This is a genomic window from Streptomyces sp. ST2-7A (assembly GCF_021390475.1).
Classification (GTDB): Bacteria; Actinomycetota; Actinomycetes; order Streptomycetales; family Streptomycetaceae; genus Streptomyces.
Map to the genome: position 1 here is coordinate 18,129 of NZ_JAJUWS010000023.1, position 22,119 is coordinate 40,247.

Genomic DNA, 22,119 nt, shown 5'->3' on the forward strand with positions numbered 1-22,119 from the left:
CGGCCCCGCGAGGGGGTGCGGGTACGCACCCGTACCCACCGGCGTACCCGCACCCGTACCCACCGTCCGCGCCGGGTCGGGATGCCCGGCTCCGGTCCCAGCCGCGGTCCCGGGAAGGCGGGAGCGCCCGGAAGAACCCCCCGGAACCTCCGGGGGAAGGAACGACGGGCCGTCCGGGCAGGGGCGCACCCGGCCGGCGCCACGCCCCGGTACCCGTGCGGCACGGAGGGTTCGGGACGCGGCCCCGCCCGGGGCCCGCGCCGTCGCCCCGGGGCGGGGCTCCGGGTGCGGAGAAGGCTTCCGGGCCGGCGTCGCGATCGGGCGCGTGTCGCCCGACGCCTGCCGGGGACCCCGTGTCGGGGCCCCCGGGGCGGGGCGCGAAGGGGTGACGGCCGGGGGATGGGCCCCGCCGACCTTTCCTCCTAAAGTGTGGAGGATGAGCTCTCCGACGCCCTCGCCGATCCCCGCCACGGACGCGCAGACCGGCACCGGTCCCCGTCTGCGCGCGGTACTGGACGACATTCCGACCTACCGCCCGGGGCGTTCCGCCGGCCCCGGCACCGATGGCGGCCCGGTGCCGTACAAGCTCTCCTCCAACGAGAACCCCTACCCGCCGCTGCCCGGTGTGCTGGAGGCCGCGACCACCGCGGCCGGCACGTTCAACCGCTACCCGGACATGTTCTGCGGCGCGCTGATGGCCGAGCTGGCGGAGCGGTTCATGGTGCCGGTGGAGCACCTGGCGACCGGTACCGGCTCGGTCGGGGTGGCCCAGCAACTGCTCCAGGCCACGGCCGGCCCGGGCGACGAGGTGATCTACGCCTGGCGTTCCTTCGAGGCGTACCCGATCATCACCCGGATCTCCGGGGCGACCTCGGTGCGGGTGCCGCTGACCGCCGGCGAGGAGCACGATCTGGACGCGATGGCGGCGGCGATCACCGATCGCACCCGGCTGATCTTCGTCTGCAACCCCAACAACCCGACCGGGACCGCGATCCGCCGCGCGGAGTTGGAGTCCTTCCTCAACCGGGTGCCGGACGACGTGCTGGTGGTGCTGGACGAGGCGTACCGGGAGTTCGTGGACGACCCGCTGATCCCCGACGGCCTGGACCTGTACCGGGAACGGCCCAACGTCTGCGTGCTGCGGACCTTCTCCAAGGCGTACGGTCTGGCCGGCCTGCGGGTCGGCTTCGCGGTGGCGCACGCCCCGGTGGCGGACGCGCTGCGCAAGACGGCGGTGCCGTTCGGCGTGAGCGGCATCGCGCAGGAGGCGGCGATCGCCTCGTTGCGCGCGGAGCCGGCGTTGCGGGAGCGGGTGGCGGCGCTGGTGGCCGAGCGGGGTCGGGTCTCGGCGGAGCTGTCCGGGCAGGGTTGGACGGTGCCGGAGACCCGGGCGAACTTCGTGTGGCTGCGGCTGGGGGCGGAGACGGTGGAGTTCGCGGCGGCCTGCGAGGCGGCCGGGGTGCTGGTGCGGCCGTTCCCGGGCGAGGGGGTGCGGGTGACCATCGGCGAGCCGGAGGCCAACGACCTGTTCCTGCGGGCCGCGGCGGGGTTCCGCAAGGGCCGGTAGGCCCGATCGGGGAGTCCGCCGGCGCCCGGGAGGGACCCGGCGCGCGCCCTACCGTATGGGGGCCGGCGCGGAACCGTCCACGGACGGGCCGCGCCGGTCCAGCCCGTTTCCGGGCGTGGTCGGGGCTCGTGGAGCGCGGGGGGACCGGAGGGATCCGGGCGAGACCGGTCTCACACCCCCCGGGCACGGATGGTCCGGGGGCATGGGGGATACTTGCTTGTGAATGTGAATACGTTCACAAGCTGGCCTTGTCGTGTTCGCTGCCCACCTTCTCGTCCCATCGTGTCCCGAGCGGATGGGTCGGACGGATCCGGCGTTTCGGGAGATTCCTCCCCCGACCCGGAACCCGACCGCCCGTCCCCGACCGGGAACCGACGGCCGGGGACGGGCGCCGAAGAAGGAGAGCACCACCGTGGACCCAACCGCCGCGGCCACAGCCATGAACCTCACGGGCGATCTCGTCGGTCTCGCCCTCGCCGACGAGACCCTCGCCCGGTGGCAGTTCGGCATCACCACCGTCTACCACTTCCTCTTCGTCCCACTGACGATCTCCCTGGCGACCCTCGTGGCCTGTCTCCAGACCGCCTGGGTGCGCACGGGGAAGGACCGCTACCTGCGGGCCACCAAGTTCTGGGGCAAGCTCTTCCTGATCAACATCGCCATGGGCGTGGTCACGGGAATCCTCCAGGAGTTCCAGTTCGGCATGAACTGGTCCGACTACTCCCGCTTCGTCGGCGACGTGTTCGGCGCCCCGCTCGCCTTCGAGGCGCTGATCGCCTTCTTCTTCGAATCCACCTTCATCGGCCTGTGGATCTTCGGCTGGGACAAGCTGCCCAAGAAGCTGCACCTGGCGACCATCTGGATGGTGGCGGTCGGCACGATCCTGTCCGCCTACTTCATCCTCGCCGCCAACTCCTGGATGCAACACCCGGTCGGCTGGACCTACAACGAGGAGGCGGGCCGGGCCGAACTCACCGACTTCGTCGCCGTCCTCACCCAGAACACCGCCGTCGCCCAGTTCTCCCACACCATCACCGCCGCCTTCCTCACCGGCGGCGCCTTCGTCGTCGGCATCGCCGCCTGGCACCTGCGCAAGGGCCGGCACATCGAGGTGATGCGCACCTCGCTGCGGATGGGCCTGGTCACCATGGTCGTCGGCGGCCTGCTCACCGCCGTCAGCGGCGACCACCTCGCCAAGATCATGTACGAGCAGCAGCCCATGAAGATGGCCGCCGCCGAGGCCCTGTGGGACACCGAGGGCCCCGCCCCCTTCTCCGTCTTCGCCATCGGCGACGTCGACGAGGGGCGCAACGTCGTCGCCCTGGAGATACCCGGCCTGCTCTCCTTCCTCGCCCACGGCAACTTCTCCGACCCGGTGCCCGGCATCAACGACACCAACGAGGCCATGCGGGCGGAGTTCGGCCCCGGCGACTACCGGCCCAACATCCCGGTCGCCTACTGGAGCTTCCGCTGGATGATCGGGTTCGGCATGACCTCCTTCGCGCTGGGCGTCGTCGGACTGTGGCTCACCCGCCGCAGGATCTTCCTCTCCGACCGCCTCCGCGAACGCGCCGCCGACACCGAACGGGTACCGCCCCTGGCCCTGACCCGCGACGGCGAACTCGGGCCGACGCTCACCCGCCGGTACTGGCAGCTCGCCTTCCTCACCCTCGCCTTCCCGCTGGCCGCCAACGCCTGGGGCTGGATCTTCACCGAGATGGGCCGTCAGCCCTGGGTGGTCTACGGGGTGCTGCCCACCTCGGCGGGCGTCTCCCCCAACGTCTCGCAGGGCGAGGTCATCCTCTCCATGAGCGTCTACACGGCGCTGTACGCGGTGCTCGCCGTCATCGAGGTCAAACTCCTGGTCAAGTACGCCAAGGCCGGACCACCCGAGCTGACCGACGCGGACCGCAACCCGCCCACCCGCATCGGCGGCCACGACCGCGAGGACGCCGACCGCCCCATGGCCTTCTCCTACTGAGCGGCGAAAGGAACGCACCGTGAATCCCGTCGAACTCGCGCAGAGCGCCCTCGAGCCGCACGCGTTGAACATCGTCTGGTTCTCCCTGATCGCCGTCCTGTGGATCGGCTACTTCTTCCTCGAGGGCTTCGACTTCGGCGTCGGTGTGCTGACCCGGGGCCTGGCCCGCGACCGCCGCGAACGCCGGGTGCTGATCAACACCATCGGCCCCGTCTGGGACGGCAACGAGGTCTGGCTGCTCACCGCCGGCGGCGCCACCTTCGCCGCCTTCCCCGAGTGGTACGCCACCCTCTTCTCCGGCTTCTACATCCCGCTGCTGATCATCCTGATCTGCCTGATCGTGCGCGGCGTGGCCTTCGAGTACCGGTCCAAGCGACCCGAGGAGAACTGGCAGCGCAACTGGGAGCACGCCATCTTCTGGACCTCCCTGCTGCCCGCCTTCCTGTGGGGCGTGGCCTTCGCCAACATCGTGCGCGGCGTCCCGATCGACGCCGACGGCGAGTACGTCGGAAACCTCTTCGACCTGCTCAACGGCCACGCGCTGCTCGGCGGCGCCGTCACCCTCGCCCTCTTCACCTTCCACGGCGCGGTCTTCGTCGCGCTCAAGACGGTGGGGGACATCCGGCGGCGGGCCCGCGCCCTGGCCGGCGGCCTCGGGGCGGTCACCGCCGTCCTCGCGGTGATCTTCCTGGGGTGGACCCAACTGGGCGCCGGCACCGCCTGGTCGCTGCTCGCCATGGTGATCGCCGCGGGCGCGCTGGTCGCCGCCCTGGTCGCCAACCGGGCCGGGCGCGAGGGCTGGGCCTTCGGCCTCTCCGGCGTCACCATCGCCGCCGCCGTGACCATGCTCTTCCTGACCCTCTACCCCGCGGTGATGCCCTCCTCGCTGAACGCCGAGTGGGACCTGACCGTGGTCAACGCCTCCGCCACCCCCTACACCCTGACGATCATGACCTGGGTCGCGGCCATCGCCACCCCGATGGTGCTGCTCTACCAGGGCTGGACGTACTGGGTGTTCCGCAAGCGGATCGGGGTGCAGCACCTCGCCCCCGACCCGCACGGTCCCGCCGACGACGGGACCGGGGGAGGCGGCGGGACGGGCGACCCGTCCGGACCGACCGCCCCCGCACGGAAACCCGGATCGCCATGAAGCCCGTGGACCCCCGCCTCCTCCGCCACGCCCGCGCCACCCGCGGGTTCCTCGTCGGATCGGTCCTGCTCGGCCTCCTCAACGCCGGCCTGGTCATCGCGCAGGCCGTGTTGATCGCCGACATCGTCGTCGGCTCCTTCCAGGGGGGCCTCGGCTCCGACGAGCCGACCGGCCCCGTGGCGCTGCTCGCCGCCACGGCGGTGGGCCGCGCCCTGGTCTCCTGGCTCACCGAGCGCGCCGCCCACCGGGCGGGCGCGGCCGTCAAGTCCGAACTGCGGATGCGGCTGGTCGAACACGCCGCCGCGCTCGGCCCCGGCCGGCTCGACCACCGCCGCAGCGGCGAACTCGCCGTCCTCGCCGGACGCGGCATCGACGCACTGGACGACTACTTCGCCCGCTACCTGCCCCAACTCGGCCTCGCCGTCGCGGTGCCCGCCGCAGTGCTCGCCGTCATCCTCATCGAGGACCGGGTCTCGGCCGCGATCATCCTCGGCACCCTGCCGCTGATCCCCCTGTTCATGGTGCTCATCGGCTGGGCCACCCGCTCCCACATGGACCGGCAGTGGCGCCGGCTGACCCGGCTCTCCCACCACTTCCTGGACGTGGTCGCCGGCCTGCCCACCCTCAAGGTCTTCGGCCGCTCCCGCGCCCAGGTGGAGAACATCCGGGCCATCACCGCCGACTACCGCCGCACCACCGTGCGCACCCTGCGCCTGGCCTTCCTCTCCTCCTTCGCGCTGGAACTGCTCGCCACCATCTCGGTGGCGCTGGTCGCCGTGACCATCGGCATGCGCCTGGTGCACGGCGAGATGGACCTGCACACCGGTCTGGTGGTGCTGATCCTGGCTCCCGAGGCGTACCTGCCGCTGCGCCAGGTCGGCACCCACTACCACGCCGCCGCCGAGGGACTCTCCGCCGCCGACGAGGTGTTCGGAGTGCTGGGGACCGAGCGCCCCCGCCCCGGCACCGACCCGGCCCCCGACGCGCGGACCGCCGAGCTGCGGTTGGAGCGCGTCACCGTGCGGCGGGAGGGCCGCGCCGGCGAGGTGCTGCGGGAGGTGGACCTGACCCTGCGGCCCGGCGAGACGGTCGCCGTGGTCGGCCCCTCGGGCGCCGGCAAGACCACCCTGATCAACGTGCTGCTGGGCTTCGTGCGGCCGGAACCGGGCGGCCGGGTGCTCGTCGGGGACCGCGACCTCGCCGACCTCGACCCCGCCTCCTGGCACCGGCAGGTGGCGTGGGTGCCCCAGCACCCCCACCTGTTCGCCGGGACCATCGCCGAGAACGTCCGGCTGGCCCGTCCCGACGCCGACGACGAGGCCGTGCGCCGCGCCCTGCGCGACGCCGCCGCCGACGCGGACCTGCCCCCGGAGCGCCGGGTGGAGGAGGGCGGCACGGGCCTGTCGGCCGGGCAACGACAGCGCGTCGCGCTGGCCCGCGCCCTGCTCACCGAGCGGCCGGTGCTACTGCTCGACGAGCCGACCGCCGCGCTGGACGGCCTCACCGAGGCGCGGGTGCGCAAGGCGCTGCGGGGAGCCGCCGCCGGACGGACGGTGCTGATCGTCACCCACCGGCCGGCCCTGCGCGACCTCGCCGACCGGGTGGTGGAACTGCCGCCGCCGACACCGCTCCCGGCGGAGACCGCCGGGGCCGGGAGCCCGGCCGGGGCGGCCGGGGCGGCCGGGGCCCGGGACACGGGCGACGCGGGCGACACGGGCGACGCGGACGGACCGACCGGCACGACCCCCGGCGCGGCCGGCCCGGCCGAACCCACCACCGGAACCGGCTCGGGCGCCGGGGCCGCGACCGGTCCCGGGCGCGCCAGCGGAACCGGCGGCCCGATCCACCCGGGGCGGGAGTCCGGGTCCGCCGATCGGCGGACCGCCGGGTCGGCGCACGTCCCCGGCCGCGACCTCCCCTCCGGGGCGGTCCCCGCCGCCGGGGCGGGCCGTTACCGGGTCACGTCCGACACCCCCGTCGGCGACGCGCTCGCGGGCCGGGACGCGGCGGCGTCCCCCGTCGGCGGGTCCGAGGCGCCCGTCCCGGCCCCGGTCGGCACCCACCGGGAGCCGACCGCGCCCGGCGGATGGATCCTCGGCGACTTCCTCGGCGCCCCCGCCGACGGCGACACCCCCACCGACCCCGCCGCCACCTCGACGGCCGGGCCCGCCGCCCGCGCGCCGCGCCGCCTCCCGCCGATCGGCCGGACCACCGGCGCCCGCCGCCTGCTGCGCGACGCCGCCCGCCCCCGGGCCGGCCGGCTCGTCCTGACCGCCGCGTTCGGCGCCCTGGCCCTGGCCTCCGCGACCGGCCTGATGGCCGTCTCCGGCTGGCTGATCTCCCGGGCCTCCGAGCAGCCGCCGGTCCTCTATCTGATGATCGCGGTCACCCTCACCCGCACCTTCGGCATCGGCCGGGCCGTCTTCCGGTACGTCGAGCGGTTGCTGGGCCACGACGCGGTGCTGCGGATGCTGGCCGACCTGCGGGTGACCGTCTACGGGCGGCTGGAGCGACTGGCCCCCGCCGGGCTGCGCCGCACCCGGCGCGGCGACCTGCTCTCCCGCCTGGTCTCCGACGTGGACGCCCTCCAGGACCACTGGTTGCGCTGGTTGCTGCCGGCCGGCGCGGCGGCGGTCGTCTCCACGGCGGCCGTGATCTTCACCGGATGGTTGCTGCCGGGCGCGGGCGCGGTGCTGGCCGCCGGTCTGCTCGCCGCCGGTGTCGGCGTCCCCCTCCTGACGGGGGCGATCGCCCGCCGCACCGAGCGGCGGCTCGCCCCGGCCCGGGGCCGGCTGGGCACCCGGGTGGTGGACCTGCTCACCGGCACCGGTGAGCTGACCGTCGCGGGCGCGCTGCCCGGCCGCATCGCGGCGGTGCGCGACAGTGACCGGGAGCTGACCGGCCTGGCGGCCCGTTCCGGCTCGGCGACCGCCTCGGCGGCGGGGCTGGGCGCGTTGGCCGCCGGCCTGACCGTGGCCGCCGCCGCCCGGGTGGGGGCGGACGGCGTGGCCTCCGGCGCTCTGGCCGGGGTGTGGTTGGCGACCGTGGTGATGGTGCCGCTGGCCGCGTTCGAGGCGGTCAACGGCCTGTCGGTCGCCGTGCAGCACCGGCAGCGCGCGGGTCGGGCGACCGAGCGGGTGGCCGAGGTGCTGGACACGCCGGATCCGGTGCGCGAGCCCGCCGAACCGGCGGAGCCCCCGGCCGGGCCGTTCCCGCTGGTGGTGCGCGGTCTGACCGCCCGCCACCCGGGGCAGTCCCCGGACGCCGCGCCGGCCCTGTCGGGCGTGGACCTGGAGCTGACGCCGGGCCGCCGGATCGCCGTGGTCGGCGCCTCGGGGGCGGGCAAGACGACGCTGGCGCTCTGCCTGCTGCGCTTCCTGGACCCGGAGGCCGGCGGATACACGCTCGCCGGCGTCGACGCGACCTCCCTGCGCGGGGAGGACGTGCGGCGGATGGTCGGCCTGTGCGCGCAGGACGCCCACCTCTTCGACAGCACGCTCCGGGAGAACCTGCGGCTCGCGCGCCCCGGCGCGACGGACGGAGAGCTGCGCGCGGTTCTGCGCCGGGCGCGGCTGCTGGAGTGGGTGGACGAGCTGCCGGCCGGTCTCGACACGTCGGTCGGCGAACACGGCGCGGAGTTGTCCGGCGGCCAGCGGCAGCGTCTGGCGCTGGCCCGGGCCCTGCTGGCGGACTTCCCGGTGCTATTGCTGGACGAGCCGGCCGAGCACCTGGACACCGACACCGCCGACGCGCTGACCGCCGACCTGTTGGCGGCCACCGCCGACCGCACCACGCTGCTGATCACCCACCGGCTGGTCGGCCTGGAGGAGGTGGACGAGTTGCTGGTGCTGGACGGCGGGCGGGTGGTGCAGCGCGGCCCGCACGCGGAGTTGGCGCGGCGCCCCGGACCGTTCCGGCGGATGCTGCGGGCGGCCGACCCCGACGCGAACGCGGGCGCCGACGCGACCCCGGGCGCTGTCCCGGATGACGGGCCCCCCGGGAGCGCACACCTCACGAAATCTCATGAGAGCCGCACATCCGGACACAGCCGACTTTCCTCGCGGGTCGGGTGATTCTAGGCTCACACCATGGCAGAGACAGTGCGGCACCGGTCCGCCGACCGACCGGGATCCCCCGGCGGATCGAACGGGGGGCCGTCCGGGAACGCCGACACCCCGCAGGGGAGCTCCCCCGAGCTGGCCGGACGCATCCCCCGCCTGCTGCGCGCCATGGTCACCATCGGCGGTGACGTCGAACTGCACACCCTGCTCGACCGGGTCGCCGAGGCCGCCGCCGAACTGGTCGGCGCCCGCTACATCGGGATCGGCGTCCTGGACGAGGAGGGCGGCATCGGGGAACTGGTCACCCGGGGCGTGGAGCAGGAGGTCATGGACCGCATATGGAACCTGCCCGACCGGGACCGGCGGATCTCCGTGATGCTGGAGAGCCCCCGCCCGGTCCTCATGGACGACATGAGCGAGGACCCCCGGTACACCGGGCTGCCCGGCCCCGACGGCGTCCCCGCCATCCGCTCGCTGATCGGCGCCCCCATCCGGGTGCACGGCGCCGGCTTCGGCGCCCTCTACCTGGGCGACCCCCGCGCCGGGATCTTCACCCGCGACGACCTCCAGCTGTGCCAGATCCTCGCCACCGAGACCGGCATCGCGATCGGCAACGCCCGGCTCTACGAGGCGGTGCGCCAGCGGGCCCGATGGATGGACGGCAGCGCCGAACTGTCCACCTCCCTGCTCTCCGGGGACGGCGACAACGCGCTGGCGGTCGTCGCCGAACAGGCCCGCCGGTTGGCCGACGCCGACGCCGGCCTGGTGCTCCTCCCCGACGAGGACGGCGGCCTGGTCGTGGTCGCCGTCAGCTCCACCGAACCCGCCGGACTGATCGGTGCCGAGATCCCCCCCGGTGACTGGGCCAACGAACTGCTGCTCTCCGGCGATCCGGCGTTCGTCGAGCACACCGAGGACGACCCCTGGCGCTCCACCCACCTGGCCGGCCGGTACGGGCCGAACATGCTGCTGCCGTTGGGCAGCGACGGTGAACTGATCGGTGTGCTGTCCGTGCCGCGCGCCCCCGGCGCACCCCGCTTCACCTTCGCCGAACGGGCGATGGCCACCCAGTTCGCCCAGCAGGCGGCGCTGGCGCTGCTGCTCACCGAGGCCCGCCGGGACCGCGAACAGCTCGCCGTCTACGCCGACCGCGACCGGATCGCCCGGGACCTGCACGACCTCGTCATCCAACGACTGTTCGCCACCGGGATGCTGTTGGAGAGCGCCCGGCGCGCGGCCGGGGAGCCGCGCCTGTCGGCGCGCATCGGCAAGGCCGTGGACGAACTCGACGCCACCATCCAGGAGATCCGTACCGCCATCTTCGCCCTGCAACAGGGCCCGGAGGACGCGCCGACCGGCCTGCGCACCCGGGTGCTGCGGGAGACCGGGACGGCCGCCCGGTCCCTGGGCTTCCAGCCGTCCGTCTCCTTCGTCGGACCGGTGGACGCCCGGGTGGACGACCTGATCGCCAAGAACATGATCGCGGCGGTGCGCGAGACGCTCTCGAACGTGGCCCGGCACGCCGGCGCCAGCCGGGTGGAGGTGGTCGTCGACGTCACCGAACCGCTGCCGGACGGTCGGCCCACGGTTCGACTGACCGTCGCCGACGACGGGGTCGGCCTGCCGCCGGACGGGACGGGGCGGCGCAGCGGGCTGGTGAACCTGCGGCGACGGGCTGAGTCGCTGGGCGGCGGCGTGGAGTACGGCCCCGGTCCGGACGGCCGGGGCACCTCGGTCCGCTGGTGGTCCCCCCTGGGGTGAGCCGCCGGAGACCGGGCGACGGAGCCCTTGATCCACATGAAGCACATGGTGAGGCTTGCAGGGCGGCAAAAAACGCATCACACTGTGAAGCATGGCCACGCCCACCCGGAAGAGCATCCCGATAACGGAAGAAGACCAGTCCATCGCGACCCGAATCCGCGACACGGACAGCAGTGAACGTGCGGCTCTCCTCGCACTGGGAGTGGAGCTGTCCTCACGCCCCTCCGAGGCCGAGGTTCTTCATGCCCTGCTCACCGCGGGGCGCAAAGCCGTCGAAGAGGGAGCGATGCTCCACGGCTACGCCGCCCTCGCCGCACAGGAGGATGAGGAGGATCGCGAGTTCCACGCGGCCGTGCGCGGGCGACGACGCGGCACCGGGGAAGAGGAGGCGTAGCCGTGTCGGAGATCATTCCGATCAGAGGACGGGTTTACACGGCCGATGTGGGCCATGGCAGGAAGCCCTGGCTGGTCGTCTCGAACAATGCCCGCAACACTCGGCTCAAGGACTGTCTCGCCACACGCATCACCACGAGTACCAAGCCCCCCCTTCCCTCGATCGTGGAGTTGAGCACCGCCGATCCACTCGTGGGAAGAGTGTTGTGCGATGACCTCGTCAACCTCTATCGGGACGAACTGCTGGAAGATCGCGGGGCCCTGTCCCACCACACCATGGTGAAGGTAAGCCAGGGACTCCGAGCCGCCCTGGCCATCTGAGACCTCCCCGTTCCGGGTGTACGGGGAGGGGTGCCCCGAAGGACCATGGATTCCATGGATTCACTCTCATGGGCAGGTGAGGGGCCGGCAAGCCGGGAGGGATGGGCGACAACCGCCGGCGATCGGGTCGTGATGTGCCTGGCGTGAGGCCATGTCCCCCTCCTCGGCTTCCCCGGCTTCCTCCACTTCCGACTCCCCCTCCCCGCACGCCGATTCCTCCGACCACGGGCACGGGGGTACCGGTCCGTCCCGCCGCGTCCTGATCACCGGGGGCGGGACCGGCATCGGCCTGGCCGCCGCCCGGGCCTTCGCCTCCTCCGGCGACCGCACCCTGCTGGTCGGCCGTCGATCCGAGGTGATCGAGCGGGCAGCCGCCGCCATCGACGGCGCCGGGGCGTTCACCGCCGACCTCACGGAACCCACCGGGGCCGCCGCCCCGGCCGACGCCGTCCGGGAGCGGTGGGGCGGGGTGGCGGAGACGGTCAACGGCCGGGCGGGCACCCCGGAGGACGTGGCGGCCACCCCGCACCGGCTCGCCTCCCCGGCGGCGGGGGGGCACGTCACCTCGCAGATCATCCGGGTCAACGGCGGTGCCGAGCGCGGTCACCGACCCGCCCCGCGCGCCGGGACCCCCACTTCCGGCTTCCGTGCCGATCCTCCGGGGCCCGATCCCCCGGGACCCCGGAGGATCGGGAGATCGGCGCGGCCACATAGGTTGTGTTCCTAACTAGATCGGTGTTCAATACGTGTATGGCCACCGACCGCAGAGCCAGTTGGCTCAAAGGCGTCCTCGACCTGCTCGTCCTCGCCTGCCTCACCGAGGAGGAGAGCTACGGCTACGAGATCGCCCGTCGACTGGAGGAGGCCGGACTCGGCACCATCCGGGGCGGCACCCTCTACCCGGTGCTCAACCGACTGGAGGAGGCGGGCCTGCTCGACGCCGAGTTCCGCGCCGCCGAGCGCGGGCCGGGCCGTCGCTACTACCGACTCACCGACGCCGGCACCGCCGTCCTGCGGGAGCAGGGCGCGGCGTGGGCGGAGTTCCACCGTCTCGTCGGTGAACACCTCGCCAACGGGCTCACCGGGGGACCCGCCGGGGGACCCACCGAGGGAGGACCGACCGCATGACCACCGAACGGGGGAACGACGAGATGGGCACCACGAACGCCACCGGCGGAACGGGCACCGCGAACGGCACCGGATGGTTCACCGAGTTGGCGGAGGAACTGCGCCGGCGGGGGATGGCCGAGCGGCGGGTCGGCGAGACCGTCACCGAACTCTCGGACCACCTGCTGGACAGCGGCGCGGACCCGGCCGACGAGTTCGGCCCCGCCGCCGACCTGGCCGCCCGCCTCGCCGGCGACGGCACCGGCCCGACCGACGGCGACGCCCTCCCGGAGAGCGCCGACGACGCCGGGGCCCGCGAGTGGCGCTTCGTCTGCGACCAGTACGTGGACCGCGATGTCCTCAACCGCCAGGGGGACCTCGGCTGGGAGGTGGTCCGCATCGACGCGCTCGGTCGCTTCGTCTGCCGGCGCGACCCGGCGGAGCCGCTGCGCTGGGAGTACCGGCGCGAGGTGGTGCGTCGCCGCGAGCGCGGGGAGCACGCGGCCGAACTGGCCCCGGACGGCTGGGAGCCGTGCGGGTACTGGCTGTACATGGCGTACTACAAGCGGCCGTTGTCGGCGGCCACCGGTACGGCCGGGGCGCTGGAGCCGGGTGACGCCGAGCCGGGCCGCCCGTGGTACTTCGGTCGACGGGTCCGGGTGATGTACCTCGCCTGCGGCGTCGTGCTGCTGTGCACCGTTCCCGGCGTCTTCCTCAACGGCGGCCCGGATACCGCGACCTGGATCGGCGCGGCCGTGGGCGGGGTCATCGGCGGGGGCGTGGGCTGGTGGGCCATGCGCCGGGACATCGTGCGCGGCGTGCGCGACGACATCTGAGACCGGGGGGAGGGCCGTCGGGACGGGGGCGCACGGGGGTCGCGCCCGTCCCGACGGCCGGACGGTCACTGCGCCAGGTACCGCTCCACGGTCTCCACCTTCGAGGTCAGACCGTCGGTGACGCCCTCGCGGATGTCCGCCTTGAGCACCACGCTCACCCGGGAGGAGCGGGCCCGCACCGCGTCCACGGCCCGCCGGACGACGTCCATCACCTCGTCCCACTCGCCCTCGACGCTGGTGAACATCGCGTCGGTGCGGTGGGGCAGGCCGCTCTCGCGCACCACCCGCACCGCCTCGGCCACCGCCTCCCCCACGTCCTCGCCGGTGCCGATCGGGGTCACCGAGAACGCCACGATCACGTCGTTCCTCCCTGCTCCGCGCGTTCGCGCGCGGCTCGCCGCCTGTCGTCGCCGTTCGCGGCCGACCGACCCGTACCGTGCCGGCCGGCCGCGACACCGCGCGCCGGGGACCGGTGTCCCCGGCCCCCATCGTGCCCGGCCCGGACGGCGGAAAGCCCGCTCCCGCGCGGGGCAGCCGGGCGGGAGCGGGCGGTGCGGGTCTCCTCTCAGGATGTGGACTCCGGCAGGAGTCCGAGTTGACCGAGGAACTCCACGCGGTCGAAGTAGACGCGGTGCTCGACGATGTGCCCGTCCGCGACGGTGGCGCGATCGCAGCTGACGACCCGGATGCGCCGGCCGGTCGGAGGGATCCTCTCCCCGTCGGGGGCGCTGAGCGGGCCGGTGTTGGTCCCGACCATGAATCCCTCGTCGATGGCGGAGTCGCCGTCCTCGTGGAGGGCGAGCGGCTCGAAGGAGGCGTCGGGCACGGCGTCGATGAACTGACGCCAGTACTCGACGATCCGCTCCCGCCCCCGGAGTTCCCCGGCGTCCGGGGTGACGACCACGGCGTCCTCCGCGAAGCACTCCGCGACGGTCTTGAGGTCCCGGGTCGTGGTGAGCGCCTCGGTGAGGCGGTCCATGACCTCGCGTGCCTGTCCCATGATTCACCTCCCATCGTGCGGAGGTCCTTCCACCGTACATCCGACAAAAGCCGCACAACAGGTGTCGCAGGGAGGAACGCGCCCCCGGGCACCGCGCCGCGCCCCGATGCCGTCGGGACACGGCGCGGGCCACCCCCGGGGTGGGGGACGGCCCGCGCGCGGGTACCGCGAAAGGGGCGGGATCAGTCCGCGAGCGGGAGGTAGACGCGGTTGCCGGACTCGGCGAACTCGCGGGACTTCTCCAACATCCCCGCCTCGATCTCCTCCGGGGTGGCGTCCCCGGCGCCGAGGTCGCCGCCGAACCGCTCCCCGATCTCCCGACTGATCTTCATCGAACAGAACTTCGGCCCACACATCGAACAGAAGTGCGCGGTCTTCGCCGGCTCCGCCGGAAGCGTCTCGTCGTGGTACTCACGGGCGGTGACCGGGTCCAGGGAGAGGTTGAACTGATCCTCCCAGCGGAACTCGAACCGGGCGTCGGACAGCGCGTCGTCCCACTCCTGCGCCCCCGGGTGCCCCTTGGCCAGGTCGGCGGCGTGCGCGGCGATCTTGTACGTGATCACCCCGGTCTTCACGTCGTCCGGGTTCGGCAGTCCCAGGTGCTCCTTGGGGGTGACGTAGCAGAGCATCGCCGTGCCCCACCAGGCGATCATCGCCGCGCCGATGCCACTGGTGATGTGGTCGTACGCCGGGGCGATGTCCGTGGTCAGCGGACCGAGCGTGTAGAACGGCGCCTCGTCGCAGATCTCCTGCTGGAGGTCGACGTTCTCCTTGATCTTGTGCATCGGGACGTGACCCGGGCCCTCGATCATGGTCTGCACGTCGTGCGACTTGGCGATCCGGTTCAGCTCGCCCAGCGTGCGCAACTCGGCGAACTGCGCCTCGTCGTTGGCGTCCGCGATGGAGCCCGGCCGCAGACCGTCGCCGAGCGAGAAGGTGATGTCGTAGGCGCGCAGAATCTCGCAGAGTTCCTCGAAGTGCGTGTAGAGGAAGCTCTCCTTGTGGTGGGCCAGGCACCAGGCGGCCATGATCGAACCACCGCGCGAGACGATGCCGGTCTTGCGGCGCGCGGTCAGCGGCACGTACCGCAGCAGTACGCCGGCGTGCACCGTCATATAGTCCACGCCCTGCTCGGCCTGCTCGATCACGGTGTCCCGGTAGACCTCCCAGCTCAACTCCTCCGCCCGGCCGTCCACCTTCTCCAGCGCCTGGTAGAGCGGCACCGTGCCGATCGGGACGGGGGAGTTGCGCAGCACCCACTCGCGGGTGGTGTGGATGTTGCGGCCGGTGGACAGGTCCATCACGGTGTCCGCGCCCCAACGGGTGGCCCGGGTCATCTTCTCCACCTCCTCCTCGATGGAGGAGGTGACGGCGGAGTTGCCGATGTTGGCGTTGATCTTCACCAGGAACCGCTTGCCGATGATCATCGGCTCGATCTCCGGGTGGTTGACGTTGGCCGGCAGCACGGCCCGACCGGCGGCGATCTCCTCGCGCACCACCTCGGGTTCCACGTTCTCCCGGATCGCGACGAATTCCATCTCCGGGGTGATCTCCCCCCGGCGGGCGTAAGCGAGTTGGGTGACGGCCCGGCCCTCGAGGGCCCGCCGGGGACGACGCGGGCGACCCGGGAAGACGGCGTCGAGGTTGCGCAACCCGCCCCGGGGCGAGGTGTGCTTGATCCCGTCGTCCTCGGGGCGCGGCTCCCGCCCGGCGTACTCCTCGGTGTCGCCGCGTTCGATGATCCACCCCCGGCGCAGCGGCTCCAGGCCGCGCCGCACGTCGGTCTCGACACCGGGGTCGGTGTACGGACCGGAGGTGTCGTACAGGGTGATGTCCCGGCCGGTGGTCAGGTGCACCCGCCGGACGGGAACCCGCAGGTCGGGGCGGCCTCCCTCCAGGTAGCCCTTGTGCCAACCGAGCCGGCGCCCGGGGGCGTCCGGGCCGGCGGGCCCGTCGGCGGTGGTGTCGGTGTCGGCGGTGGCCGTGTCCCCCTCGGTGGCCGTGGCGGTGGCCGTGGCGGTTGTGGTGGCGGTGTTCGTCGTGTCGGTGACACCGGAACCGTTCGCACTCGCGTCGATACGGTTGGTGTCGGTGGTGGCGCGCGTGTGCGCGTCCCGTGCGGTCATCGAAGACCCACTCCCTACGCCGGCATTACCCGGTAACAGGTTCGGCGGTCGGCGCAGCTGTTCAGCGCCCTCTCAGCCCCGTGCTCGGAGCTCCCGCGATGTCACATGAACGTCCCTCACGCTAACGGCACACCGGTGGGGATGGCCAGGGGGCACCCCCTCTCTTGCGATGATCCTCCCGTGAAGCCTCCCCACAGCACACCCGAGAGCCACGGTCCGCACGGGCACGGTGACGACCCCGGCGACGCGTTCGACGCGCACGCCCACCCGCACGGGCACACCCACCAACACGGCCCCGCCGCCCCCGTCTCCGGCCGGCTGCGCCGGGTGATCGCGGCGGTCCTGGTGCCGTTCGCGGCCTTCGTCGGCGTCGGCATGCTCCTGCTGTGGCCCGGCGGTGTGCCCGACCAGGACGACCGCACCGGCGTCGGATTCGACCGGCAGATCCAGGACGCCCGGGTGACCGAGGTGCGGGAGGCCCCGTGCGCGGACCTCGGGGTGGCGGTGCGGCAGGGGGTGAGCGGACCGTGCGAGCTGGCCACGGTGGAGGTGACCACCGGCCCGGACGCGGGCCGCACCTTCGAGGAGGTCGTCCCGCCGGACGCCACCCAGCGCTTCGACACCGGCCAGGAGGTGAAGGTCGCCTACGCGCCCGACGCCCCGGAGGAGTTGCAGTACTCCGTCTTCGACGTCGAGCGGTCGGTGCCGATCCTGCTGCTCGCGGCGATCTTCGCGGTCGCGGTGGTGCTGGTGGGCCGGCTGCGGGGATTCCTGGCGCTGATCGGTCTGATCGTCAGCTTCGCGATCCTGACGCTGTTCATCCTCCCGGCGATCCTGCAGGGCTCCAATCCGCTACTGGTCGCGGTGATCGGCGGCAGCGCCATCATGTTGGCGACGCTCTACCTGTGCCACGGATTGACCGCGCGCACCTCGGTCGCGGTGTTGGGAACGCTGATCTCGTTGGTGCTGATCGGCTTCCTGGGCTCGGCGTTCATCGACTGGGCCGCCCTGTCGGGCAACACCAACGACCAGACCGGGCTGGTGAACGCGCTCTACCCCGACATCGAGATCCGGGGCCTGCTGCTGGCCGGCATCCTGATCGGCTCCCTGGGCGTGCTCGACGACGTGACGGTCACCCAGACCTCCGCCGTGTGGGAACTCAAGCAGGCCGAGCCGGACGCGAGCTGGCTGAAACTGTACCGAGCGGGGATGCGGATCGGTCGGGACCACATCGCCTCGGTGGTGAACACGCTGGTGCTGGCGTACGCGGGTGCCGCGCTGCCGCTGCTGCTGCTCTTCTCCATCGCCGGGCAGAGCGTGGGAACCGTCGCCTTCAGTGAACTGGTGGCCGAGGAGATCGTGCGCACCATGGTGGGTTCGATCGGGCTGGTGGCCTCGGTGCCGATCACCACCGTCCTGGCGGCGCTGGTGGTCAGCGCCGACCGGGAGGGAGTACTGCCCTCCCCCGGCACGGCGCCGGGCCGGGGCGGCGGGGGACGCCGGCGGCGGGCCCGCCGCTGACGGCGCGGGCCGGGGGGCCGGCGGACCCCGGGGATCGGCGGACGACCGACGCCGGCCGGCGGCTCCGCTACCAGCCCCCGGAACCCGACGAGGAGGACGAGGAGAACTTCCGCACCAGGAAGATCACCAGGGCCACCAGGACGGCGAAGACCAGGATCTTGAACGCCAGACCCACCACGAAGGCGATCAGGTCGAGCAGCAGCCCTCCGAAAACCGCCAGGGCCAACAGCGGAATGACCACCCACCGCACCCACCACGGCAGGCTCATGAAGGTGTCCTTCATCGCCGACTCTCCTCTCCACATGTCGCTCGGGACCGGGAAGGGCGGGCGGCGCGCCGGATGCGCCGCGAGGAACGCCTTCCCTTCATCCCACCGCCGATGCTAGGCGGCGTCCGTACCGGACGGGGGCCCGCGACCCCTCGTTGGTCCCTGAGCGAACCCCTACGGGGCCCGGGGCCGCCGGAGGCCCGGCGGAGGCCGGTGGAAGGGCTCCGAAGGTCGCCGGATCAGCTCTCCGGGGGAGAGAAGACCACCAGGACCCGCAGGTCCTCGGTGATGTGGTGGAAGCGGTGCGGGACGCCGGCGGGCACGTACACCACGCTGCCCCGGCCCACCTGGACGGTCTCCTCACCGACCGTGAGCGAACCCCGGCCACTGACCACCACGTACACCTCGTCCTCGCGGTGGGGCGACTGCGGGTCGGGCTCCCCCGCGTTGAGCGCGTACAGCCCCACCGACATGTTCCGTTCGCGCAGGAACTGCAGGTACGCCCCATCGTTGGCGAGGCGCTCCGCCTCCAGTTGGTCGAGTCGAAACGCCTTGATCACGCCGTCATCCCCGTCATACCCGCCTGCCCTCTTGCCCCGGTACCGGTGTCGTCTGGAACGATCCCCATATGACGAACCTTCTGATCAAGTTCATCGCCAACGCGCTGGCGTTGGCCGCGGCCGTCTGGCTGGTCGGTGGCATCTCCCTCGGTGGCGAGAGTGCGGAAACCGGCAGCCAGGTCCTGACCCTGGTGATCGTCGCGCTGATCTTCGGCCTGGTGAACCTCTTCGTCAAGCCGGTCCTCCAGTTCTTCGCCCTTCCCCTGCTGATCCTCACCCTCGGGCTGTTCGCCCTGGTGATCAACGCCCTGATGCTGATGCTGACCGGCTGGCTGGCCGGCGGTTCCTTCCAGGTGGACGGTTTCTGGTCCGCGCTGCTCGGTGGTCTGATCATCTCCATCGTCACCTGGGCGGTCACCTCCCTGCTCGACCGGGAGTGACCCGCCGGCCCGGGGCGCGACCGGGGTTCGCCCCGGGCCGATCTCCTGCCGGTGCCCCGTGGTCGCGCCGGTGAGCCGGTGAACGGTGGGGTTCGGGCGGTCGGCGGATGGGGCGGCGCGAGCCCACTCACGGGGCGCGGCACGCACCACTACCCTGTCGCACATGCCCGATTCCCCGTCCGAACCGGTGACCGACCCCGCGCGTCCGACCGACCACCGCGCCACGCGCCGTATCCGCACCCGCACCGACCCCTCGGTGCGGGTGTGTTTCGTCTGCACCGGCAACATCTGCCGCTCCCCCATGGCCGCCGCCGTGCTGCGCGAACGCCTGGCCGAGGAGGGCCTGACCGATCGGGTGGCGGTGGAGAGCGCCGGGACGGACGGGTGGCACGCCGGGGACCCCGCCGACACCCGGGCCGCCGCCACCCTGCTGGCCGCCGGCTACGACGCCGGGCACACCGCCCGCCGTTTCGAGGCCGACGAGTTCCCCCGCCACGACCTGGTGGTCGCCCTGGACACCGGCCACCTGCGCCGCCTGCGCGCGCTCGCCCCCGGACCGGCCGAGGCGGCACGGGTGCGACTGCTGCGGTCCTTCGACCCGTCGCCGGGGGCCCACCGCCTGCCGGACGTCCCCGACCCCTACTGGGGCGAGACGGAGGCCTTCGCCGAATGCCTGGAGATGATCGAGGCGGCGATGCCGGGTCTGCTCACGGAGATCGGGGAGCTGCTCCCCGACCGGGGCGGCGACAGCGACGAGGACGGCGACCGTGACGACGCCGGAGCGGCCCACCGCGGCGCGGATCACGGCGGGGCACCCCGTCCGGGGTGACACCGGCAAACCGGCGCCCGGGCGCGCGCCCGGGCGAACCGCTCGGGGGTCCTCGCCCCCACGTCCCTCCCCGGCGGGGGTTACGGTGCGCGGTGCGGGGCGGTGACACGCGCCGCCCGGGCCGGGTGACCACCGGCACCGCGAGGCATCACACGCACCCCGACCGGCGGTCGGCGGGGCGCGGCGAGAAAGGCGGAGAGGGATGACGGGGAACAACGGGGGCCCGGTGGCGCGGAACGCGGCCACGGGGGCGGGCCGCGGGGACGCGGGGGGCACCGGGGGCACCGCCCCGGGACCCACCGGCGAGGCGACCCGGGCCGTGCACGCGGGTCTGCCGGAGGCGGAGCCGTACCGGGCGCCGATGCCCGGACCGGTGCTCGCCGCCCACTACCACCTGCCGGGCGATCCGACGGGTGCCGAGTACGCCTACGGTCGGGACTCCAACCCCACCTGGACCGCCCTGGAGCGGGCCGTCGCCGAGCTGGAGGACCCCACCGGCGGGGCCCGGGCGGTGGCGTTCGGTTCCGGCATGGCGGCCATCTCCGCCGCGTTGCTCGCCCTCACCGGGCCCGGTGACACCGTCGTCCTCCCGGCCGACGGCTACAACCTGCTGCAGCGGGTGCGGGAGCGACTGGAGGCCGGCGGCGTGACCGTGTCGACCGTTCCCACCCCGGGGCCGGAGGCACTGCGGGCCGTGGAGTCCGCGACCAACCTGCGGATGCTGTGGCTGGAGACCCCCTCCAACCCCGGGCTCGACGTCTGCGACGTGCGGGAACTGGCGGCGGCGGCGCACGCCCGGGGCGCGCTGGTGGCCGTGGACAACACCCTCGCCACGCCGCTGGGCCAGCGCCCGCTGGAACTGGGCGCCGACCTCTCGGTGGCCAGCGGCACCAAGGCCCTCAACGGCCACGGGGACGTGCTGCTCGGCTACGTCGCCGCCCGGGACGCCTCGGTGATCGAGCGGGTGGTGGGATGGCGCAAGATCGTCGGCGCCATCCCCGGCCCGATGGAGGCGTGGCTGGTCCACCGCGGCCTGGCCACCCTGGAGCTGCGCACCTCCCGCCAGCAGACCAACGCGCTCGCGGTGGCCGAGGCCCTGTCGGACCGGACCGCGACCCGGGGGGACGTGACCGGCGTGCGGTACCCGGGGCTGCCCGGTGACCCGGCGCACGCCCTCGCCGCGCGGCAGATGCGGCGCTTCGGTTGCGTGATCGGCTTCACCCTGCCCGACCGGGGGTTCGCCGAGCGGTTCCTGGCCGCGCTGCGGATCGTGGAGGAGGCCACCAGCTTCGGCGGGGTGCGCTCCACCGCCGAGCGGCGGGGCCGGTGGACGACACCGGGCGGCGCGTCCGCGGACGCGGTGGCCGAGGGCTTCGTACGGATGTCGATGGGCGTGGAGGACCCGGCGGACCTGGTCACGGATGTGCGGCGGGCACTGGAGATCGCGCGCGGGGGCGCCTGACCCCACCATCGCGCGCCGGGGCGTTCCGGGGTGTCGGTCCGGGGCCCGTGCGCGCCGGTGCTCCGGTGCCCCGGCGCGACGCCCGGCGGCGACGGATCGGCGGCGGCGAGGTTTGGCCCGGGCCCGGGCCGGCGAGATCCCTCCCATGACCGACGCGCCATCCGTGGTCAAGCGCACCGCCCGGGCCATCCTCCTGGACACCGGGCCCCCCGGGTGCGGGGAGCGGCCCCGTGCCCCCGAGATGATCGTCATCAAGCGGACCAAGCCCGGCATGGCCCCGTATTGGATCACCCCGGGCGGCGGCGTGGAGCCGGGGGACGCCACGGTGCTGGACGCCCTGCACCGCGAGGTGTTCGAGGAACTGGGCGCCAAGGTCACCGATGTGGTCCCGGCCTTCGTGGACACCGTGCCGATCGGCCCCGCCGACGGGCACGAGGCGTTGCGGGCAGCCGGACCGCACGCGGTGAAGGTGCAGCACTTCTTCGTCTGCCGTCCCGCCTCCATCGATCCCTCCCTGCGGCACGGTCCGGAGGTGGACGAGCCGTGCGGCGAGTACGAGACGGTGCGGTTGCCGTTCACCCGGGCCGGGCTGTCCTCGGTGAACCTGGTGCCGGAGACGCTCTACCGATACCTGATGCGGAACATTCCCGGCGTCCTCTCCCTGCTCGCCCCCGACCTGCGCTGACGCCCCGTGTCGGAGGTCGCCGGAGTCCGTGCCCGGGGACGCGACACCACC

19 protein-coding genes, 1 pseudogene and 1 riboswitch are annotated in these 22,119 nt (G+C 73.4%); of the genes and pseudogenes, 15 read left to right on the forward strand and 5 right to left on the reverse strand.

Features of this window, described 5'->3' with window-relative positions; translation table 11 throughout:
- Window positions 1–436 precede the first annotated feature (436 nt).
- The 10 genes and pseudogenes from hisC to LZF96_RS15280 all read left to right on the forward strand — a co-directional run bounded on the left by hisC (window position 437) and on the right by LZF96_RS15280 (window position 13,177).
- A complete protein-coding gene (gene hisC / locus LZF96_RS15235; protein ID WP_233871852.1) occupies window positions 437–1,567 on the forward strand; it encodes a histidinol-phosphate transaminase in 1,131 nt (376 codons plus the stop codon).
- Window positions 1,568–2,006: 439 nt separating this feature from the next.
- On the forward strand, window positions 2,007–3,548 hold the full coding sequence (locus LZF96_RS15240) for a cytochrome ubiquinol oxidase subunit I (RefSeq protein WP_233872014.1): 1,542 nt from the start codon (window positions 2,007–2,009) through the stop codon (window positions 3,546–3,548).
- Between the two features lie 19 nt (window positions 3,549–3,567).
- A complete protein-coding gene (gene cydB, locus LZF96_RS15245; RefSeq protein WP_233871854.1) occupies window positions 3,568–4,698 on the forward strand; it encodes a cytochrome d ubiquinol oxidase subunit II in 1,131 nt (376 codons plus the stop codon).
- On the forward strand, window positions 4,695–8,771 hold the full coding sequence (cydD, locus tag LZF96_RS15250) for a thiol reductant ABC exporter subunit CydD (protein ID WP_233871856.1): 4,077 nt from the start codon (window positions 4,695–4,697) through the stop codon (window positions 8,769–8,771). Before cydB ends, cydD begins: the two co-directional genes overlap by 4 nt.
- 15 nt (window positions 8,772–8,786) lie before the next feature.
- The gene (locus LZF96_RS15255; RefSeq protein WP_233871859.1) at window positions 8,787–10,520 is read left to right on the forward strand and encodes a GAF domain-containing protein; all 1,734 of its coding nucleotides are present in this window, start codon (window positions 8,787–8,789) and stop codon (window positions 10,518–10,520) included.
- A 91-nt stretch (window positions 10,521–10,611) separates the two neighbouring features.
- Window positions 10,612–10,914 (forward strand): hypothetical protein, encoded by a 303-nt coding sequence (locus LZF96_RS15260; RefSeq protein WP_233871861.1) that lies wholly within the window; start codon window positions 10,612–10,614, stop codon window positions 10,912–10,914.
- Window positions 10,915–10,916: 2 nt separating this feature from the next.
- Window positions 10,917–11,234: a type II toxin-antitoxin system PemK/MazF family toxin gene (locus LZF96_RS15265; protein WP_308294213.1), complete on the forward strand. Its 318-nt coding sequence runs from the start codon at window positions 10,917–10,919 to the stop codon at window positions 11,232–11,234.
- Between the two features lie 259 nt (window positions 11,235–11,493).
- Window positions 11,494–11,841, forward strand: a pseudogene (locus LZF96_RS15270) (SDR family NAD(P)-dependent oxidoreductase); the annotation flags it as partial.
- Between the two features lie 143 nt (window positions 11,842–11,984).
- Window positions 11,985–12,362, forward strand: coding sequence for a PadR family transcriptional regulator (locus LZF96_RS15275; RefSeq protein WP_233871867.1), 378 nt, complete (start codon window positions 11,985–11,987; stop codon window positions 12,360–12,362).
- Window positions 12,359–13,177 carry a hypothetical protein gene (locus LZF96_RS15280; protein ID WP_233871870.1) on the forward strand — a complete coding sequence of 273 codons (819 nt, stop codon included), beginning with the start codon at window positions 12,359–12,361 and terminating at the stop codon, window positions 13,175–13,177. The genes LZF96_RS15275 and LZF96_RS15280 overlap by 4 nt, the downstream gene beginning before the upstream one ends.
- 65 nt (window positions 13,178–13,242) lie before the next feature.
- Here LZF96_RS15280 and LZF96_RS15285 read toward each other — a convergent pair whose 3' ends face one another.
- The 3 genes from LZF96_RS15285 to thiC all read right to left on the reverse strand — a co-directional run bounded on the left by LZF96_RS15285 (window position 13,243) and on the right by thiC (window position 16,303).
- Window positions 13,243–13,536, reverse strand: a complete 294-nt coding sequence (locus LZF96_RS15285) for an MTH1187 family thiamine-binding protein (RefSeq protein WP_233871873.1) — start codon at window positions 13,534–13,536, stop codon at window positions 13,243–13,245.
- A 206-nt stretch (window positions 13,537–13,742) separates the two neighbouring features.
- Entirely contained in the window at window positions 13,743–14,177 is a 435-nt protein-coding gene (locus tag LZF96_RS15290) for an ester cyclase (protein ID WP_233871876.1), read from the reverse strand.
- Between the two features lie 182 nt (window positions 14,178–14,359).
- Window positions 14,360–16,303: a phosphomethylpyrimidine synthase ThiC gene (gene thiC / locus LZF96_RS15295; RefSeq protein ID WP_233871879.1), complete on the reverse strand. Its 1,944-nt coding sequence runs from the start codon at window positions 16,301–16,303 to the stop codon at window positions 14,360–14,362.
- A riboswitch (TPP riboswitch) is annotated at window positions 16,298–16,410 on the reverse strand. It overlaps the preceding gene by 6 nt.
- A gap of 73 nt (window positions 16,411–16,483) precedes the next feature.
- On the opposite strand from thiC, the gene LZF96_RS15300 reads away from it, so the two are divergent.
- Window positions 16,484–17,824 carry a YibE/F family protein gene (locus LZF96_RS15300; RefSeq protein WP_374203244.1) on the forward strand — a complete coding sequence of 447 codons (1,341 nt, stop codon included), beginning with the start codon at window positions 16,484–16,486 and terminating at the stop codon, window positions 17,822–17,824.
- Between the two features lie 67 nt (window positions 17,825–17,891).
- Here the strand turns inward: LZF96_RS15300 and LZF96_RS15305 are convergent, their stop codons facing one another.
- Both LZF96_RS15305 and LZF96_RS15310 read right to left on the reverse strand, forming a co-directional pair.
- A complete protein-coding gene (locus LZF96_RS15305) occupies window positions 17,892–18,107 on the reverse strand; it encodes a DUF5326 family protein (protein ID WP_233871885.1) in 216 nt (71 codons plus the stop codon).
- A 224-nt stretch (window positions 18,108–18,331) separates the two neighbouring features.
- Window positions 18,332–18,649 carry a cupin domain-containing protein gene (locus LZF96_RS15310; protein WP_233872016.1) on the reverse strand — a complete coding sequence of 106 codons (318 nt, stop codon included), beginning with the start codon at window positions 18,647–18,649 and terminating at the stop codon, window positions 18,332–18,334.
- 71 nt (window positions 18,650–18,720) lie between these two features.
- Here LZF96_RS15310 and LZF96_RS15315 point away from each other — a divergent pair, with 71 nt between their 5' ends.
- From LZF96_RS15315 to LZF96_RS15330, 4 genes are all read left to right on the forward strand, one after another.
- On the forward strand, window positions 18,721–19,092 hold the full coding sequence (locus LZF96_RS15315; RefSeq protein WP_233871888.1) for a phage holin family protein: 372 nt from the start codon (window positions 18,721–18,723) through the stop codon (window positions 19,090–19,092).
- Between the two features lie 163 nt (window positions 19,093–19,255).
- The gene (locus LZF96_RS15320; protein ID WP_374203245.1) at window positions 19,256–19,921 is read left to right on the forward strand and encodes a low molecular weight protein-tyrosine-phosphatase; all 666 of its coding nucleotides are present in this window, start codon (window positions 19,256–19,258) and stop codon (window positions 19,919–19,921) included.
- Window positions 19,922–20,123: 202 nt separating this feature from the next.
- Window positions 20,124–21,383, forward strand: a complete 1,260-nt coding sequence (locus LZF96_RS15325; RefSeq protein ID WP_233871891.1) for a cystathionine gamma-lyase — start codon at window positions 20,124–20,126, stop codon at window positions 21,381–21,383.
- Window positions 21,384–21,528: 145 nt separating this feature from the next.
- Window positions 21,529–22,068, forward strand: coding sequence for an NUDIX domain-containing protein (locus LZF96_RS15330; protein ID WP_233871894.1), 540 nt, complete (start codon window positions 21,529–21,531; stop codon window positions 22,066–22,068).
- Window positions 22,069–22,119 lie beyond the last annotated feature (51 nt).